The sequence below is a fragment of the Sphingopyxis sp. genome, from assembly GCF_035944815.1.
In the GTDB taxonomy this organism is placed as follows: domain Bacteria; phylum Pseudomonadota; class Alphaproteobacteria; order Sphingomonadales; family Sphingomonadaceae; genus Sphingopyxis.
Genome location: NZ_DASZAU010000003.1, coordinates 105,965 through 122,241 on the forward strand (window position 1 = coordinate 105,965; position 16,277 = coordinate 122,241).

24 protein-coding genes are annotated in these 16,277 nt (G+C 65.7%); 20 read left to right on the forward strand and 4 right to left on the reverse strand.

The window, feature by feature from the left end; genetic code table 11:
* Window positions 1-21: 21 nt before the first annotated feature.
* Both VGU00_RS04510 and VGU00_RS04515 read right to left on the reverse strand, forming a co-directional pair.
* Entirely contained in the window at window positions 22-330 is a 309-nt protein-coding gene (locus VGU00_RS04510) for a DUF1905 domain-containing protein (protein ID WP_327465941.1), read from the reverse strand.
* Window positions 330-1,838 carry a YifB family Mg chelatase-like AAA ATPase gene (locus tag VGU00_RS04515; RefSeq protein ID WP_327465943.1) on the reverse strand — a complete coding sequence of 503 codons (1,509 nt, stop codon included), beginning with the start codon at window positions 1,836-1,838 and terminating at the stop codon, window positions 330-332. The genes VGU00_RS04510 and VGU00_RS04515 overlap by 1 nt, the downstream gene beginning before the upstream one ends.
* A gap of 161 nt (window positions 1,839-1,999) precedes the next feature.
* Between VGU00_RS04515 and VGU00_RS04520 the strand changes: the two genes are divergently transcribed.
* The 16 genes from VGU00_RS04520 to VGU00_RS04600 all read left to right on the forward strand — a co-directional run bounded on the left by VGU00_RS04520 (window position 2,000) and on the right by VGU00_RS04600 (window position 11,513).
* The gene (locus VGU00_RS04520; RefSeq protein ID WP_327465945.1) at window positions 2,000-2,689 is read left to right on the forward strand and encodes a TetR/AcrR family transcriptional regulator; all 690 of its coding nucleotides are present in this window, start codon (window positions 2,000-2,002) and stop codon (window positions 2,687-2,689) included.
* An 82-nt stretch (window positions 2,690-2,771) separates the two neighbouring features.
* Complete coding sequence (locus tag VGU00_RS04525; protein WP_327465947.1) at window positions 2,772-3,206, forward strand: VOC family protein; 435 nt, start codon at window positions 2,772-2,774, stop codon at window positions 3,204-3,206.
* 24 nt (window positions 3,207-3,230) lie between these two features.
* Entirely contained in the window at window positions 3,231-3,647 is a 417-nt protein-coding gene (locus VGU00_RS04530; RefSeq protein ID WP_327465949.1) for a DoxX family protein, read from the forward strand.
* Window positions 3,644-3,862, forward strand: a complete 219-nt coding sequence (locus VGU00_RS04535) for a DUF4287 domain-containing protein (protein ID WP_327465951.1) — start codon at window positions 3,644-3,646, stop codon at window positions 3,860-3,862. Before VGU00_RS04530 ends, VGU00_RS04535 begins: the two co-directional genes overlap by 4 nt.
* A 30-nt stretch (window positions 3,863-3,892) precedes the next feature.
* Window positions 3,893-4,849, forward strand: coding sequence for an alpha/beta fold hydrolase (locus tag VGU00_RS04540; protein WP_327465953.1), 957 nt, complete (start codon window positions 3,893-3,895; stop codon window positions 4,847-4,849).
* 35 nt (window positions 4,850-4,884) lie between these two features.
* Window positions 4,885-5,559 (forward strand): glutathione S-transferase family protein, encoded by a 675-nt coding sequence (locus tag VGU00_RS04545; RefSeq protein WP_327465955.1) that lies wholly within the window; start codon window positions 4,885-4,887, stop codon window positions 5,557-5,559.
* 32 nt (window positions 5,560-5,591) lie between these two features.
* Window positions 5,592-6,311 carry a DUF1428 domain-containing protein gene (locus VGU00_RS20085; RefSeq protein WP_414713500.1) on the forward strand — a complete coding sequence of 240 codons (720 nt, stop codon included), beginning with the start codon at window positions 5,592-5,594 and terminating at the stop codon, window positions 6,309-6,311.
* A 132-nt stretch (window positions 6,312-6,443) separates the two neighbouring features.
* A complete protein-coding gene (locus VGU00_RS04560) occupies window positions 6,444-7,085 on the forward strand; it encodes a glutathione S-transferase family protein (protein ID WP_327465957.1) in 642 nt (213 codons plus the stop codon).
* Window positions 7,082-7,633 carry a hypothetical protein gene (locus VGU00_RS04565; protein WP_327465959.1) on the forward strand — a complete coding sequence of 184 codons (552 nt, stop codon included), beginning with the start codon at window positions 7,082-7,084 and terminating at the stop codon, window positions 7,631-7,633. Before VGU00_RS04560 ends, VGU00_RS04565 begins: the two co-directional genes overlap by 4 nt.
* A complete protein-coding gene (locus VGU00_RS04570) occupies window positions 7,630-7,929 on the forward strand; it encodes a DUF6958 family protein (RefSeq protein WP_327465961.1) in 300 nt (99 codons plus the stop codon). The genes VGU00_RS04565 and VGU00_RS04570 overlap by 4 nt, the downstream gene beginning before the upstream one ends.
* 23 nt (window positions 7,930-7,952) lie before the next feature.
* Window positions 7,953-8,669: a DUF899 family protein gene (locus tag VGU00_RS04575; protein WP_327465963.1), complete on the forward strand. Its 717-nt coding sequence runs from the start codon at window positions 7,953-7,955 to the stop codon at window positions 8,667-8,669.
* A 20-nt stretch (window positions 8,670-8,689) separates the two neighbouring features.
* Window positions 8,690-9,484 carry a VOC family protein gene (locus VGU00_RS04580; RefSeq protein WP_327465965.1) on the forward strand — a complete coding sequence of 265 codons (795 nt, stop codon included), beginning with the start codon at window positions 8,690-8,692 and terminating at the stop codon, window positions 9,482-9,484.
* A gap of 11 nt (window positions 9,485-9,495) precedes the next feature.
* Complete coding sequence (locus tag VGU00_RS04585) at window positions 9,496-9,906, forward strand: VOC family protein (protein WP_327465967.1); 411 nt, start codon at window positions 9,496-9,498, stop codon at window positions 9,904-9,906.
* Between the two features lie 2 nt (window positions 9,907-9,908).
* On the forward strand, window positions 9,909-10,421 hold the full coding sequence (locus VGU00_RS04590; RefSeq protein ID WP_327465969.1) for a VOC family protein: 513 nt from the start codon (window positions 9,909-9,911) through the stop codon (window positions 10,419-10,421).
* The gene (locus tag VGU00_RS04595) at window positions 10,408-10,860 is read left to right on the forward strand and encodes a hypothetical protein (protein ID WP_327465971.1); all 453 of its coding nucleotides are present in this window, start codon (window positions 10,408-10,410) and stop codon (window positions 10,858-10,860) included. Before VGU00_RS04590 ends, VGU00_RS04595 begins: the two co-directional genes overlap by 14 nt.
* Window positions 10,860-11,513 (forward strand): glutathione S-transferase family protein, encoded by a 654-nt coding sequence (locus tag VGU00_RS04600; RefSeq protein ID WP_327465973.1) that lies wholly within the window; start codon window positions 10,860-10,862, stop codon window positions 11,511-11,513. The genes VGU00_RS04595 and VGU00_RS04600 overlap by 1 nt, the downstream gene beginning before the upstream one ends.
* A 17-nt stretch (window positions 11,514-11,530) precedes the next feature.
* Here the strand turns inward: VGU00_RS04600 and VGU00_RS04605 are convergent, their stop codons facing one another.
* Window positions 11,531-13,066 carry a hypothetical protein gene (locus VGU00_RS04605; protein ID WP_327465975.1) on the reverse strand — a complete coding sequence of 512 codons (1,536 nt, stop codon included), beginning with the start codon at window positions 13,064-13,066 and terminating at the stop codon, window positions 11,531-11,533.
* 166 nt (window positions 13,067-13,232) lie between these two features.
* Between VGU00_RS04605 and VGU00_RS04610 the strand changes: the two genes are divergently transcribed.
* Both VGU00_RS04610 and VGU00_RS04615 read left to right on the forward strand, forming a co-directional pair.
* Window positions 13,233-14,027 carry an alpha/beta hydrolase gene (locus tag VGU00_RS04610; RefSeq protein WP_327465977.1) on the forward strand — a complete coding sequence of 265 codons (795 nt, stop codon included), beginning with the start codon at window positions 13,233-13,235 and terminating at the stop codon, window positions 14,025-14,027.
* A 364-nt stretch (window positions 14,028-14,391) separates the two neighbouring features.
* Window positions 14,392-15,222: a 23S rRNA (adenine(2030)-N(6))-methyltransferase RlmJ gene (locus VGU00_RS04615; RefSeq protein WP_327465979.1), complete on the forward strand. Its 831-nt coding sequence runs from the start codon at window positions 14,392-14,394 to the stop codon at window positions 15,220-15,222.
* A gap of 61 nt (window positions 15,223-15,283) precedes the next feature.
* On the opposite strand, the gene VGU00_RS04620 is transcribed toward VGU00_RS04615, so the two are convergent.
* Complete coding sequence (locus VGU00_RS04620; RefSeq protein WP_327465981.1) at window positions 15,284-15,604, reverse strand: hypothetical protein; 321 nt, start codon at window positions 15,602-15,604, stop codon at window positions 15,284-15,286.
* A gap of 119 nt (window positions 15,605-15,723) precedes the next feature.
* Here VGU00_RS04620 and VGU00_RS04625 point away from each other — a divergent pair, with 119 nt between their 5' ends.
* Together VGU00_RS04625 and rpmH are read left to right on the forward strand one after the other, a co-directional pair.
* Complete coding sequence (locus VGU00_RS04625) at window positions 15,724-16,032, forward strand: PGPGW domain-containing protein (RefSeq protein WP_327465983.1); 309 nt, start codon at window positions 15,724-15,726, stop codon at window positions 16,030-16,032.
* A gap of 101 nt (window positions 16,033-16,133) precedes the next feature.
* Window positions 16,134-16,268: a 50S ribosomal protein L34 gene (gene rpmH / locus VGU00_RS04630; protein WP_054586364.1), complete on the forward strand. Its 135-nt coding sequence runs from the start codon at window positions 16,134-16,136 to the stop codon at window positions 16,266-16,268.
* Window positions 16,269-16,277: the final 9 nt, after the last annotated feature.

The window sequence follows — 16,277 nt, forward strand, 5'->3', positions numbered from 1 at the left end:
TGCGCCGGAAAACCGTGCGTTTCATTGCCGCTTGGCGCGCCCGATCCGCATATGGACGTCGATCCGGTCACCGACACCGACCCCCTCGGCGCGCTGCACGGCGACCTTGACCGGCAGCAGATAACCGCCGTCGCGCGGGAAAAGCGAGGTGGCGAATTCGGTCGTCCCGACCGTCGCCACGACGGGCACGACGCCCCAGCCATAGCTTTCGGAAAGCGCCGCATAGCGTATCTCGGCGACGAGATCGTCGGGGATCGCCGCGAACAGAAAGGGCGCGGGGCCCCGCCACTCGATGATCGCGGCGTTGAACAGGACGGGGTCGCCCGCCATCAATTCCTCGGCGCCTGGCGACGATAGCTGAGCGCCTCGGCGATATGGATACGCCCGACGTCGGCCGCGCCGGCAAGGTCGGCGATCGTGCGGGCGACGCGCAATATCCGCGTATATCCCCGTGCCGACAGGCGCATCGCCTCCGCCGCCTGCGCGAGCAGCTTGCGTCCCGCCTCGTCGGGGGTCGCGACGGCTTCGAGCAGGTCGCCGTCGATTTCGGCATTGGTGCGCGCCTTGTGCGCGGCATAGCGCATCGTCTGGACGTCGCGCGCCGCCGCGACGCGCGCTGCAACCTCCGCGCTACCCTCTGCGGGCGGCGGCAAAACGAGGTCGGCGGCGCTCACCGCCTGCACCTCGACATGCAGGTCGATGCGGTCGAGCAAGGGCCCCGACAGTTTCGCCTGATAATCGGCGGCGCAGCGTGGGGCCCGGCTGCACGCGAGCGCCGGGTCGCCGAGATGACCGCAGCGGCACGGGTTCATCGCCGCCACCAACTGCACGCGCGCCGGGAAGGTGACATGGGCATTGGCGCGCGCGACGCTGACCTCGCCCGTCTCGAGCGGCTGGCGAAGCGAATCGAGCACGCCGCGCTGAAATTCAGGAAGCTCGTCGAGAAAGAGCACGCCGAGGTGCGCGAGGCTGACTTCGCCTGGCCGGACGCGCAGCCCCCCGCCGACGAGCGCGGGCATCGACGCCGAATGATGCGGCGCGCGGAAGGGCCGGGCGCGAACGAGGCGCCCGCCCTCGAGCGTTCCCGCCACCGACGCGATCATCGAGACTTCGAGCGCTTCGGTAGGCGTGAGGTCGGGAAGGATGCCGGGCATGCACGCCGCCATCAGCGACTTGCCCGCGCCCGGCGGTCCCGACATCATCAGGTTATGCGCACCTGCGGCAGCGATTTCGAGCGCGCGCTTCGCTGTCTCCTGCCCCTTCACCTGACGCAAGTCGGCCGTCCGTGCGGGAATCTCGATTTCGCCGGGCACCGGCGGCGCGAGCGGCGCATGCCCCTTGAAATGGTTGAGGAGCGCGAGGAGGTCGGGGGCGCCGAGCACCTCGACATTGCCCGCCCATGCGGCCTCGGGCCCTTGCGCGGCGGGGCAGATCAGGCCGCGTTCTTCGCTGCCGGCGTGGATTGCCGCGAGCAGCACGCCCGGTGAGGGCGCCACCCGGCCGTCGAGCCCCAGTTCGCCGACGACCACATAAGAGGCGAGCGTTTCGGCGTCGATCACCCCCATCGCACCGAGCAGGGCGAGCGCGATCGGCAGGTCGTAATGCGAGCCTTCCTTCGGCAGGTCGGCGGGCGAGAGGTTGACCGTGATCACCTTGGGCGGGAGCGACAGGCCGATCGCGGCGATCGCGGCGCGGACGCGCTCGCGGCTTTCGCCCACCGCCTTGTCGGGCAGGCCGACGACGACGAAACGCGGCACGCCGGGCGTGACCTGGCATTGCACCTCGACCCCGCGGGCTTCGATGCCGAGATAGGCGGTGGTTGAAACGACTGCGACCATATTCCCCCCGGAACTGCGCCGATGTGCCCCCTTTGTTCCACCCCTCTTTAGGCGAAGTGGCGGGAAGGTCGAGTCTTTTTCGGAAGTTGTCGAAAGTGCCGCGGAGCGTGGGTTCGATTGCGGATTTGACAACATACCAACCAGTCGGTATGGTGATTCGCATGACGACGAATCGCCCCCCTCTTGTCCCCGCAGCCGCCGCCCGCGATGTCCCCCCGGCGGGCGGCGGCACCCCGGGCAAACGCGCCCCGCGCGGCAGCGCCCGCGCGGCGCTGATCGCGGCGGCGCATGCGACGGTGCGCAAGCAAGGCTATTCGGCGACGACGGTCGACCAGATTTGCGCCGAAGCCGGCGTGACCAAGGGCGCCTTCTTTCACCATTTCGCATCGAAGGAAGATCTGGCGGTCGCGGCGGCCGAAGGCTGGACCGACCGCGCGCGGCCGATGTTCGAGCTGGCGCCGCATGTGAAGCTGGACGATCCGCTGGACCGCCTGCTCGGCCATATCGATTTCCGCCTGTCGATGCTCGACGGCCCTACCGAAGATTACACCTGCTTCGTCGGCACGATGGTGCAGGAAGCCTATGCGACGAGCGACCGCATCCGCGCTGCGTGCGAGGCGAGCATCAACGCCTATTGCCAGGCGCTGGCCCCCGACATCCAGGCGACGATCGATCTTTACGGCGCGCCCGAAGATGTCACCGCGATCGGCCTGGCGCAGCATGTCCAGTCGGTGCTGCAGGGCGCCTTCGTCCTGGCGAAAACGACGAACGACCCGGCGATTGCGCGCGGCACCGTCACCCATCTGAAGCGTTATGTGCGGATGCTGTTCGGCAGCGGAGGCGCGGCATGATGCGACAGGTAATTGCGGCCGCGCGCCGCGCACGCTGACCTTTCAGTCACCACCCACGAATAACCCCCCAAGGAGAGAGTAGATGCCCCAGATGATTTTCGTGAACCTGCCGGTCACCGACCTTCCCAAGTCGAAGGCCTTTTACGAGGCGGTCGGCGCGGTGAACAACCCCGCCTTCACCGACGACACCGCCGCGTGCATGGTCGTCACCGAAGGGTCGATCCACGTCATGCTGCTGACGCATGAGAAATGGGCGACCTTCACGTCGAAGGCGATCCCCGACGCGCACACGACCGCGCAGGTGCTGCTCTGCGTATCGGCCGACAGCCGCGAAGATGTCGACGGACAGGTCGACAAGGCGGTCAAGGCGGGCGGCAAGGCCGACCCGACCCCGACGCAGGACTATGGCTTCATGTACGGCCGCAGCTTCGAGGATCCCGACGGCCATATCTGGGAAGTGATGTGGATGGACCCCACCGCGATCCCCGCCGGCGAACCCGCCGAAGCCACCGCATAAGCTGACACCGGGAGGAGGAAGAGAATGACCGAGGCAGTCCCCCCAAAGGGTCAGGCGATCGCGGGCCATGTTTTGAGCGGCCTTGTGATCCTCTTCCTCCTCTTCGATGCCGGGCTCAAGCTCGTGTCGCCCGGGACGGCGATCAAATACAGCCCGCCCGACCTCGGATGGCCGCTCGACGTGCCGACGATGACGATGCTCGGAACGCTGCTGCTGATCCCGACTCTGCTTTATATCTGGCCGCGCACGGCGATCCTCGGTGCGATCCTGATCACCGGCTATCTCGGCGGCGCGATCGGCACGCATGTGCGGATCGGCAGCCCGCTGTTCAGCCACAGCCTGTTCGGCGTCTATCTGGGCGCCATGCTGTGGGGCGGGCTGTGGCTGCGCGATCCGCGTGTCCGCGCCTTGATCCCCTTCTCGAAAGGCGCCGCAGCATGAGCTTCCAGGCCTATCTCGACAATGTCGAAGCCAAGACGGGCAAATCCGCCAGCGCGCTGAAGGCCATCGCGATCGACAAGGGCCTCGCCGACGAAAGCGGCCTTGCCCCTGGCGTCAAACCCGGCGCGGTCATCGACTGGCTGAAGAGCGACTTCGACCTCGGCCACGGCCACGCGATGTCGATCGTCGCCTTCATCAAAGGCAAACGGAGCTAGGCTCCGTCTACGGAATAAGAGGATGGTTCGATGACACGACGCTCTCCCCTCCCCAGGCTCGCCTCCGCCTTCGCCCTGATCGCGGTTGCGGCAACGATCGCCGCCGCGGCGCAGCCGGCGGCGGCGCAAACTGCCGGCGCGAGCCAGCCCGCCGCCAATGCCCCGCAAGCCGGCCATGCCGATGTGGCCGGCGCGGCGATCCATTATCAGGTTCATGGCGATCTCAAATCGGACAAGACCCCGCTGGTCGTCCTGCATGGCGCCTTCATGTCCGCCGACGCGATGAAGCCGTTGATCGATCCGCTCGCCGCGACGCGGCCGGTGATCGCGGTCGATGCGCGGGGCCATGGGCGGTCGGGCGGGGTCGACGGGCCGCTGAGCTATGACCGGATGGCCGACGATACCGCCGCGGTGCTCGACAAGCTCGGCGTCGCAAAGGCCGACGTGCTCGGCTATTCGATGGGCGGATCGACCGCGGTCGCGCTCGCCGTCAAACATCCCGACAAGATCGGCAAGCAGGTGATCCTGTCGGCGACCTCGCGGCTCGACGGCTGGTATCCCGAAGTGCTGGTGGGCATATCGAAGCTGACCCCCGAAATCTTCGCGGGCAGCCCGATCGACACCGAATATAGACGCCTGTCGCCCGCGCCGGAGAAGTTCCCGGTGCTGGTCGCCAATATCAAGTCGCTCGACGCGACGCCGTTCGGCTGGTCCGACGCCGCGGTCCGCGCGATCCCCGGCCGCACGATGGTGATCATCGGCGATGCCGACGGCGTGACGCTCGATCATGCGATCGCCCTGTTCAAGCTGCGCGGTGGCGGCGATGTCGCCGCAGCGACGCAGGGTTTCCTGACTGCTGCGCCCAAGGCGCGGCTCGCGATCCTGCCCGCGACGTCGCATATCGGGATCATGGGCGAGGTCCCCGCGATCGTGGCGATGGTCACGCCGTTTCTGGACGACAAGGCACCGCCGCCGCCGTCCTTCTGACACACCCCAAAAACAAAAAGTGAGAGGAGTTCTCCATGTCCGTCAACCAGAACGCCAAGCTCGAGATTACCGCCTTCGACTGGGTCCCCGATTTCGCGCGCGGTTTCGTCCGCGACCTCCGCCCGCGCTGGGCGTGCGAAGAAATCGGGCTCGATTACGCCGAACATCTGATCAGCGCGGTCAACCGCCCCGCCGACCATTTCCTGTTCCAGCCATGGGGGCAGGTGCCGGTGCTCAACGACGGCGGGATCCGCCTGTTCGAAAGCGGCGCGATCCTGCTCCACCTCGCCGAGAAGGATGCGCGGCTGATGCCCCGCGACCCGCAGGCACGCGCGAACACGCTCGCATGGCTGTTCGCCGCCTATAACAGCGTCGAGCCGATGCTGTTCGAACTCGGCAATGTCGATATTTTCTCGACCGAAGAGGAATGGGCGAAGCTGCGCCGTCCGAGCCTGATCGAGTTCATCCAGGGCCGGCTGGGCCGCCTCAACGATGCGATCGGCGACAAGGAATATCTGACCGGCGAATTCAGCGTCGCCGACATCGCGATGGCGACCGTGCTGCGCGAAGCGGTCGAAGCCGGCCTCATCGCCGAGCAGCCGCGGCTGCAGGCCTATCTTGATCGCTGCCTCGCCCGCCCCGCCTTCCAGCGCGCGATGGACGCGCAGCTGGCCGCCTTCAGCGAAGAAGCGGGACCGCCCGCCGCCTGAATCCCCTCCCACATCCCCCAAGGAGAGACAAGATGACCTATGTAGAAGGATTTGTGGTCGCGGTGCCGACCGCCAACAAGGAAGCCTATCGCAAGCATGCTGCCGACGCGGCCCATCTGTTCAAGGAATTCGGCGTCGCGCGCATGGTCGAATGCTGGGGCGACGACGTCCCCGACGGCAAGGTCAATGACTTCAAGGGCGCCGTGCAGGCGAAGGACGACGAAACCGTCGTATTCAGCTGGTTCGAATATCCCGACCGCGCGACGCGCGACGCCGCGAACGAAAAGATGATGAGCGATCCGCGCATGGCGCAGATGGGCGGCGAGATGCCGTTCGACGGCAAGCGCATGATCATCGGCGGTTTCGATTCGATCGTCGACGATCGGGCCGAAGGCAAGACCGCCTATGTCGACGGCTATGTCGTGCCCGTGCCCGACGGCAACAAGGACGCCTATCGCGCGATGGCCGAGAAGGCGTCCGAAGTGTTCCGCGACTATGGCGCGACGCGCGTCGTCGAGGCGTGGGCCGACGATGTGCCCGACGGCCAGGTCACCGACTATGCGCGCGCCGCGCACAAGAAGGATGGCGAGAGCGTCGTTTACAGCTGGGTCGAATGGCCGAGCAAGGAAGCGCGCACGGCCGGCTGGGAAAAGATGATGACCGACGAGCGGATGAAGCACGATCCCGCGACCAACCCGTTCGACGGCGCGCGCATGATTTATGGCGGCTTCGCGCCGATCGTCGAGGCCTGACGATTACCGGCTCCTCCCTGCGCCGGAGGCATGGGGAGGTGGCGGCCCGCAGGGCCGACGGAGGGGCCAATGGCGCCGAGGGCGCGGTCCCCCTCCCCATCGCTGCGCGACAGGGAGGATCGATAGGAGCGAATGATGATCACACTCTATGGCACTCCCCCCACGCGTGCGCTGCGCGCCATGTGGTTGCTCAACGAACTCGACCTTGCGCACGAGATCGTCCCCGTCGACATCGGCGCGGGCGAAAATCGGGCCCCCGAATTCCTGGCGCTCAACCCCGCCGCAAAACTGCCGGTGCTGGTCGACGGCGACCTGGTGATCAGCGAGTCCGCGGCGATCCAGCTCTATCTCGCCGACAAATATGGCGACCGCTTTCCCGGGGGCGGGCTGATCCCCGCGGCGCCCGAAGATCGGGCCCGGATGAATCACTGGTTGTTCTTCCTGATGACCGAGATCGAGGCGCCGCTGTGGCGGATCGCGCTGCACAGCTTCCTCTATGCGGAGGACGAGAAATCGGAAGCGGAAATTGCGCTGGCGAAGCGCGACGCCCGGCGGATGATCGCGGTGCTCGAACAGCATATGCAGGGGCGTGACTTCATCCTCGGCGCGCAGGCAACGGTGGCCGATTTCAACGCCGCCTTCACGCTCGACTGGGCGCATGAGGAAGGACTTTTGGACGAAGCGCCCGCGCTCCGCGCTTATCTGGCCTCGCTGTACGCCCGCCCCAAGGCGCCGGTGACGATCGCCGCCGCGATGGCCGAGCTGGACGCATGACCCGCGACGCAGCCCCCGGGACGCGCATCGCGGCGTGCCAGTGCGGCGCGGTGACGCTGGAACTGACCGGCGCGCCGATCATGGCCGCGACCTGTTACTGCCACAGCTGCCAGCGGGCGGGCGGGCGTTTCGCGGCTGTGCCCGGGGCGCCGGCCGTCGTCGGCGCCGACGGCGGCACCCCCTATGTGCTGATGCGCAAGGACCGGCTGCGGTGGCTGTCGGGATCCGACCGGCTCGAGGAACATCGCCTCAAGCCCGATTCGCCGACGCGGCGGTTCGTCGCGCGCTGCTGCAATTCGCCGATCGCGCTCGAATTCACCAAGGGGCATTGGCTGAGCATCTATTCGGGGCGCATAGCGGAGGACGAGCGACCGGCCGCCGAGATGCGGACGATCGTCGGCGACCGGCCCGAGGGCGTCGCGTTGCCGGACGACATCCCCAATTACCGGACGCCGTCGGGCAAGTTCATGTGGCGCTTGTTGAAAGCGTGGGCCGCGATGGGTTTTCGCGCGCCGCCGATCGAAGCGACGAAGGGATATGCAGGGTGAGCAAGATCATCGAGCGCGTCGAGATGCGCAGCATAACCAGCCCCGATTTCGTCATGCAGGTCGATAAGGCGAAATATGGCGCGATGAAGGATGCACTGCTCGCATCGGTGCCCGCGGCTACGCCCGGGCTGACCGTCGCCGAGATCAAGGCGCGCGTGCTGCCGTTGCTGCCCGACGACCTTTTTCCCGGCGGCGCCAGGGCGGGCTGGTGGCTGAAGGGCGTTCAGCTCGATCTTGAGGCACGTGGTCTGATCGCGCGCGAAAATACCAAGCCGCTGCGGCTGCGCCGGCTATAACGAGACGCAGAAGGAGTCGGTTCATGGAACATCTGTCCTTCCCCAACGAGAGCGCGGACTATCGCATCGCGCGCGCCGCGCTGCTCGACGACGAGATCGCGCTGCGCCGCCAGATCGAGGCGGTCGCGGCGAAGCGTCGCGCGCTGCCGCCGGGCGGCGAAGTGCCCGAGGATTATGCGTTCGAGCGGATCGGCGCATACCAGCGCCCCGAGCGGGTCCGGCTATCCGAACTGTTCGCGGGCAAGCCGAGCCTCATCCTGCAAAGCTTCATGTTCGGGCTCGAGCGCGACAAGCCATGCAACGGCTGCACGCACATGCTCGATGCGATCGACGGCGCCGCGCGCCATGTCGGGCAGCGCGCGCCCTTCTATGTCGTCGCCAAATCGCCGATCGCGCGGCTCGAAGCGTGGGCGAAGGACCGCCGCTGGCCGCACCTGATTTTCCTGTCCGACGTCGACGAACGCTATTCGGCCGATTATTTCGGCGACACGTCGAAACTGTCCGACGCGAAGCGCGCGCAGCATGGCATGAAGCCCGGCGAGAATTGGGACGAGACGATCTTCAACGTCTTTCGCAAGGATGGCGCGGCGATCCGCCACGTCTGGGCGAGCGAGATGGCCTATGCCCCCGAAGATCCCGGCCAGCACCACCGCGCGGGCGACCTCGTCGATCCGCTCTGGGGGCTGCTCGACATGACGCCCGAGGGGCGCGGCGACTGGTTCCCCAGCCTGACCTACTGACACGAACGAGGAGAGAGACGATGAGCGAAGCATCGAACTTCATCTGGTACGAGCTGATGACCCCCGACCCCGCCGGCGCGGCGCGCTTTTACGGCGCGGTCACCGGCTGGACGATCGCGGCCGAGGGCGAGGCGACCGCCGGCGGGGTCGACTACCGCATGATCGGGCGCAGCGACGGCGGTAACGCCGGCGGCGTGCTCACGCTCAATGCCGACATGATCGCGGGCGGCGCGCGGCCGATCTGGGTCGGCTATCTGCACGTTGCCGACGTCGATGACGCGGTTGCGGCGATCAAGGCCGACGGCGGCAGCGTGCATATGGACGCGATGGACATCCCGGTCGGGCGGATCGCGATGGTCGCCGACCCGCAGGGCGCGGTCTTCTATGTCATGGCCCCCAAGCCCCCCGAGGGCATGGAAGGCATGGAGAGCGACGTATTCTCCGTGACCGAGGCGCAGCATATGCGCTGGAACGAGCTCGCGACGAGCGACCCCGATGCCGCGATCGCCTTTTACAAAAAACATTTCGGCTGGGGACAGGAGGGCGAGATGCCGATGGGCGAGCTCGGCGCCTATCGCTTCATCCAGCGCGGCGAGGTCGGCCTCGGCGCGGTGATGCCGCTGATGGAGGGCTATCCGGTGCCGGTGTGGAATTTCTACATCGGGGTCGACGATATCGACCGCGCGCGGAATGCCGTGGCCGCGAACGGCGGCACGATCACCAACGAACCGATGGAAATCCCCGGCGGCGAATATGCGATGAACGCGATCGACCCGCAGGGCGCGCCGATCGGCTTCGTCGGGCCGCGCAAATAGGGAGAGGGACGATGGACAATCAGGGCCCGACGACGGGGCTGACCCCGCATATCGCCATCGCCGACAAGCGCGCGAGCGAGGCGATCGCCTTTTACGTCAAGGCGTTCGGCGCGACCGAAAATGTGCGCGTGCCCGCCGACGACGGGGTGCGGCTGATGCACGCGCAACTGACGATCAACGGCGGATCGCTGATGATGCACGACGAATTTCCCGAATATGTCAGCGAGCCCTCGGGCAAGCCCGACGGCGTGACGCTGCACCTGCAGGTCGACGATGCCGATGCCTGGTTCGACCGCGCGGTCGCCGCCGGCGCGACGGTGGTGATGCCGCTCGACAATATGTTCTGGGGAGACCGCTACGGCCAGATCAAGGATCCGTTCGGCCACCAATGGTCGATCGGCGCGCCGATCAAAGGAGAGTGACAATGACGAACCAACCGACAAGCCAGCCCGTGAGCCTCTGCCTCTGGTACGACAAGGATGCCGAGGAGGCGGCGAATTTCTATGCCGCGACCTTCCCGAACAGCAGCGTCGGCGCGGTGCACAAGGCGCCGGGCGATTTTCCCGGCGGCAAGAAGGGCGACGCGCTGACGGTCGATTTCACCGTGCTCGGCATCGCGTGCGTCGGGCTCAACGGCGGCCCGATCTTCCCGCATAGCGAGGCCTTTTCCTTTCAGGTCCACACCGACACGCAGGAAGAAACCGACCGCTACTGGAACGCGATCGTCGGCAATGGCGGCAAGGAAAGCGCGTGCGGCTGGTGCAAGGATAAATGGGGCCTTAACTGGCAGATCACCCCGCGCGCGCTGACCGATGCGACGATGGGGGGCGACCCCGAAGTCGCGAAGCGCGCGTTCGACGCGATGATGACGATGCAGAAGATCGATATCGCGACCATCGAAGCCGCGGTGCGGGGCGAAGCCGTTGGCGCGGCGTAGCCCGGCGCTCTTCGCCTGGTTGCTCTGCGGCACACTCGACATCGTCTATGCGGCGGTGTCGAGCGTCGTGCAGGGCGGCACCGTCTCCTCGATGCTCCACGCGGTCGCGAGCGGGCCGTTCGGCGACGCGGCGCGCCAGTGGGGCCTTGCCGGCGATATCGCAGGGCTGGCGACGCACTTCGCGATCATGGGCGCGATGGTCGCCACATGGTTCTTCGTCGCGCGGCGCTGGACTGCGCTGACCGCATGGCCGTGGTGGCTGACCGGCACGCTCTACGGGCTGCTGCTCTATGTCATCATGAACGGGATCGTGCTGCCGCTCCGCTTCGGGTCGCCCTTCCCGCCGACCGACCTCGTCAAGGGCGCGATTGCGCTCTTTCCGCATATTTTCTTCGTCGGCTGGCCGCTCGCCTGGCTGACGCGCAAGGATAGCAATTGATGCTGATCTATTACGGCCACCCCTTTTCCTCCTACACATGGAAGGTGCTGATCGCGCTGTACGAGAAGGGGATCGAATTCGACTATCGCTCGGTCGATCCGGCGTTTCCCGATCATATGCCCGAACTCAGGGCGCACTGGCCGGTCGGGCAGTTCCCGCTGCTCGTCCACGACGGGGTCCCGTATTTCGAATCGTCGATCATCATCGAATATCTCGACCGGCTCGTCCCCGAACCGCGCCTGATCCCCGAGGATTTCGACGCGGCGCTGAAGGTCCGGCTGTTCGACCGCATCTTCGACAATCATGTCATGGGCCGGATGCAGGCGGTCGTCGCCGACGCGATCCGCGGCCCCGACAATCATGTGCCGATGATCGTCGACCAGTCGAAGGCGGCGCTCGAGACGATCTACGGCTGGCTCGACAAGGAGCTGGCGGGCGGCGGCTGGGCGACGCCCCATGGCTTCACCCTCGCCGATTGCGCCGCGGCGCCATCGCTCTTCTATGCCGACTGGGTCTATCGGATCCCGGAACAATATGAGAATCTGCGCGCGTATCGCGCGCGGCTGCTCGCCCATCCCACGGTTGCGCGCTGCGTCGACGATGCACGGCCGTACCGCGCCTATTTCCCGCTCGGCGCGCCCGACCGCGATTGAGCCTCATTCAAAGGCGGTCAGGACGACGCAGGCGCCTTGGCGACGAGAAGCGGGACAAGCGCATCACGCTTCTGCTTCAGCTCGTCGCCGGTCGCCGCGGCACCGATCAGGCTGTCGGTAGAAAGGCCGGTGGGAACGACATTCAAACCGGCGAGGACCGCCCGCGTCACCCGTGCGAAATCGTCGATCGATAGCGCCCGACGTTCGAAACCCGGCAAGCAATATTGGCCAAAATGAGCCTGCGATGCCAAGCCTTCGTGCTTCATCTTGTTGGCGATGAGGCTGCATTGTAGCAGGGTCGCGAGTTGATAGGCCTTCAGCTGCTGAGCGCTCGTTCCACCGGGCGTTGCGACGATCTGCTCGACCGTTCGCAGCGCCTCCTGCGCTAGCGACGAGGTGACCGCAGCGTCGGCGATTCCTTCGACGGCCTCCGCAACCGCCGTCAGATCCGACGATTTCGACAACCGTTCATTCAATTCGGCAAGGCTGACGTCGGAAACCATGGGGGCGCTCGCCGTGGATTTCCTGATCGACACGACCATGGTGTTCTTGTCGATCCGCTTGTCGAGCCCGTCACAATATATTTCGCCCTGAAGCGGATCGTAGAAGCAGCTGTCGAACGGTATCGGAATATGCCGCTGTTCGCTGCGCGAAACGATGATGTCCGATTCCTGCAGAATCGGATCAGTCATCAGGGTTCGACCGTCCCGTGGCACCAGAGTGACCGTAAAATGGCCGATCACATCGTCCTTGTTTCCGTTGAGGAAGGCCGCACCGACCCTGTCGAGTATCTGGCTCTCGCCGACTCCCAAACCGAACCCCTTGGTGGCGATTCCCGACAATGTCTTGAGGATCGGTCCGAATTGCGCGCTCTTGGCCTGGTCGAGTTCCAATACCCAAAGGTCGATCGTCAACGGCTTCGGTTGAAGCGGCGCGGGGCCATAGATTGGAATATTGAATTCGTTCGCTAGCTGGCCACGATATATATCGTTGCCATAATAGACGATCTTGCCTTCGAGTTGGCCGGTTGCGCCCACCCCGCCCGGCGATCGCGGCCCCTGTGTGACGTTTGCGACAACGGCAATTTCGCCCTTCGTCGGCTGGCCGGTCAACTTGTTGATGACGAACTGGGCGGTTTCTTCAAAATCCTTCACAAGGAAGGTCTTGATCGAGATCGAGACATAGTCGCCTGTCTCGAAAGACCGCGCGCTCTGGTGAAACTGGAAGCGCGAATAACATTTGAGGCTGTATAACGTCCGGGGCGTGCCGGCTTGCGGGATGGACACGCTGACGTCCGTCGATCCCAACCCCGCACGCTTGTCGCATATCGTATTGCGTGTGTCGGCCGTCACGGCACCGGGCTGCTCCTTTCCGGTTGCCACCATTGTCGTTCCGTTCGCCGGCTTCGTGTCCGCCGGCGGCACCCCTCCCGTAAACACCGGAATGATCCTGAAGTCGTTCGCGCCTTCGAACGTGCTTCCAAATATCGGCGCCGTGCAGCCCGAAAGAGACAGGACAATTGCCGAAACGGCAAATAGATTAGGCAATCTCATCTACACCCCCCGCTATGCAATACTCCCGATTTAACGCCCTCTTATTTGGATATACTCCAGCGCGAATCGGGCGACAAGTAAGGGAAATTGGTCCAAATCGGGGTTAACGCCGCGCTGACGCTGCCGCTTTGCGATTTGACAAGCCCGCGCGCGCGAAAGCGGAGGCATGATTTCGGTCTCCGCCCTTGTCCGTACGCTGATCGTCGCCGCGCTGGCGGCGGTGCTGGCGTTCGCGCCGGCGCATGCGCAGCAGGTCGTGACGATCACCACCACGACGGTGACCTGGACGTGGGACGATATCGGGGACGATGTCGGCGATGAAGACGGCGCGGACTATATCGACGAGGATGCCGCGCTGCTGGACGACGAGGCACTGGCCGAGGACGCCGAATTTGCGGCGGCGCGACGCTACGCGCCCGCACCGACGCTCGCGACGCTCGGTCAGGCCAAAGCGAAGTTCGGCCCCTTTTCGGTGATCGACGGCACCACCGTCCGCATGGCGGGCGACGTGACCTCGGCAACCCCGCGCCAGTTCGCTGCGATGCTCGCGGCCCATCCGGGGCTGAAGCGGCTCGAGATGGTCGACTGCCCGGGCAGCCTCGACGAGGAAGCAAACCTGATCCTCGCCCGCGCGATCCGGCGGCAGGGAATGGAAACGATCGTCCCCGCGGGCGGATCGATCCGGTCGGGCGCGGTCGAGCTGTGGCTCGCCGGTACGACGCGCCGCGCGGCACCGGACGCCGAATTCGGCGTGCATAGCTGGGCCGACGAATATGGCCGCGAGGCGAAGGATGATCCCGCGAACGACCCGGTCCATGCCGAATATCTGGGCTATTATCGCGAAATGGGGCTGGATGCCGCCAGGGCGCGTGAATTTTACGCGCTGACCAATGCGACGCCGTTCGACGACGTCCGTTACCTGACGCGCGACGATATGGCGCGTTTCGTGGCGCTCAACTGAATAGCTTTGGCGGGCGTTCGGTGGGCCGCGTTCTCGGCCGATCCGGGTCATCCGACATTGGGCGGGCGCAGGTCCGTTACTGACAGACGCGAGCGTCGAAGCGCCGCAGTTCCGATAATGCGGCGCTATATGAACGTTCGGTCGCCATCAGGCGGCCGGGCGCTTCGCGGCAATGCCAATCGCATCGGCCCCTCGATGATCGAACATTCCCATGCGGGCCGCGAGCCGCAGGCCTTGCGCAGAATGCTTTGAAGGTTTCCGCCCGATTCTATACGGGCACCGGATTATTTGCCTCCATCGCCTTGCGCCCGGCTTCCGCGCCCGGCCGTTCGCGTGAAGGAGATCGCCGGGATTTAGAATTACGATGAATTATCGCCACAGCTTTCATGCCGGCAACAGCGCCGATGTCGTAAAGCACAGCCTGCTGATCGCCCTCGTGCGGGCCTTGCAGCAAAAACCGGGCGCGCTGACCCTGATCGATACCCATGCCGGTTGCGGGCTGTACGACCTTGGCGGCGAAGAGGCCCAGCGCACCGGTGAGGCCGCGCAGGGCGTGGCGCGCGCCTTTGCCGACCCGAACCCCTTGCTGGACGACTATCGCGCCGCCGTACAGGCGGTGAATGCCGGGGCCGAGCCACGCCTCTACCCCGGATCGCCGCGATTTCTGGCGCAGCTTCTGCGCCCGCAGGATTTTCTGATCCTGAACGAGAAACATCCCGAAGACGTCTATGTCCTGCGCGGCGCGATGCGCAACACGTCCGCCGCCGTGCATCAACGCGATGCCTACGAGCTTTGGCTGGCGATGCTGCCGCCCCGCACAGCGCGCGGCGTGGTGGTGGTCGACCCGCCGTACGAGCAGACCGATGAGCGCGAACGTATCACCGCCACCCTTGCCGCCGCCCACCGCAAATGGGGGCATGGCGTGACGGTGGTCTGGTATCCGCTGAAAGACCGCGCAACGCATGTGCGGTGGAAGGCGCAGCTACGGAAGCTCGGCATCCCGAAGTTTCTGGTGGTGGAGCATTGGTTGTACGATAGCGACCAGCCCGACATCTATAACGGCGCGGGGCTTTTTATCGTCAACCCGCCCTATGCCTTCACGCAGGCGCTGCCGCCGCTGCTGGGAGCCCTGCGCGCGGCGCTGGCGCCGGAGGGGCACAAAGGAGAGATCACCACCGATTGGCTGGGCGATTAAAACAGACCCCATCGCCCCCTTCTCCCAAAGCACGAATTGCCGCGCTGCAGGACGATCGCGCTCAGTCGCCGTTGGCATCAACCATGAAGACCGTCGGCTTGCCGCGAGAACCCGGGTCCCATCCAGCCGACAGTGCCGCGCGCACCCCTCGCGCGGCTATCGCGTCGTTGATGTGCGAACGCCCTTTCGGCAATCCTTTCAACAGGCGCTTTGGCGTCGGGAATTCCAGCACGGCTTCGCGCGGCATATCTCGCTGGCGCAAAGAGACCGTCATGCCCCTCCAGCCATCGGAAGAGGACAGTTGGGGCTCGCTCAGGAGTTCCCAGTCATATTTGACACCATCGATTTGGACGGTGCCGCCGCGGCCGTTCATGGGGAGCATGGGATGCCCTTAACATGTCAGGCGCGGCGCTCCAAAACCACCGCTCGCGATCATCGCCCCTCGCACGTCAAGCTGCTTTAGCCTTGTAACACGCCGCCCCGTCCCCCACATCGGCCACCATGGCAAAGCGGAGCCTCTACCAGCGAATGCGGTCGAACGCGCAGATGCGCACCGCGCTGTTCGCGCTCGGCATCCTGCTGATGATCACCGGCGTCGCGATCGGGCCGCTGCCCGGGCCGGGTTTCCTGATCGTCTTTCCGGTCGGGCTGATGCTGTGCCTCCAGAACAGCGCCTGGGCAAAGCGCGTCTATGTCCGCTTCAAATGGCGACACCCCAGATACGGAGCGTGGGCCGACCGGATCATGCGCCGCGTCAGCGCGGCGCGGCGGCGCGCGCGAGCGGCGCTGGAATCGCCAGATGGCGATTGACTTTCCCCCGACTCTTGCTTATCCGCGCCCTCAACAGTGGCCGCCCACGCTTGGCGGCCCTTTTCTGTTGCAGTATTTGACGAGATCTAGGGAAAACCGCGATGAAGCGCACATATCAACCGAGCCGCCTCGTGCGCAAGCGCCGTCACGGCTTCCGCGCCCGCAAGGCAACCGTCGGCGGCCGCAAGGTTCTCGCCAACCGCCGCGCCCAGGGCCGCAAGAAGCTGTCGGCCTGATCGCTGACG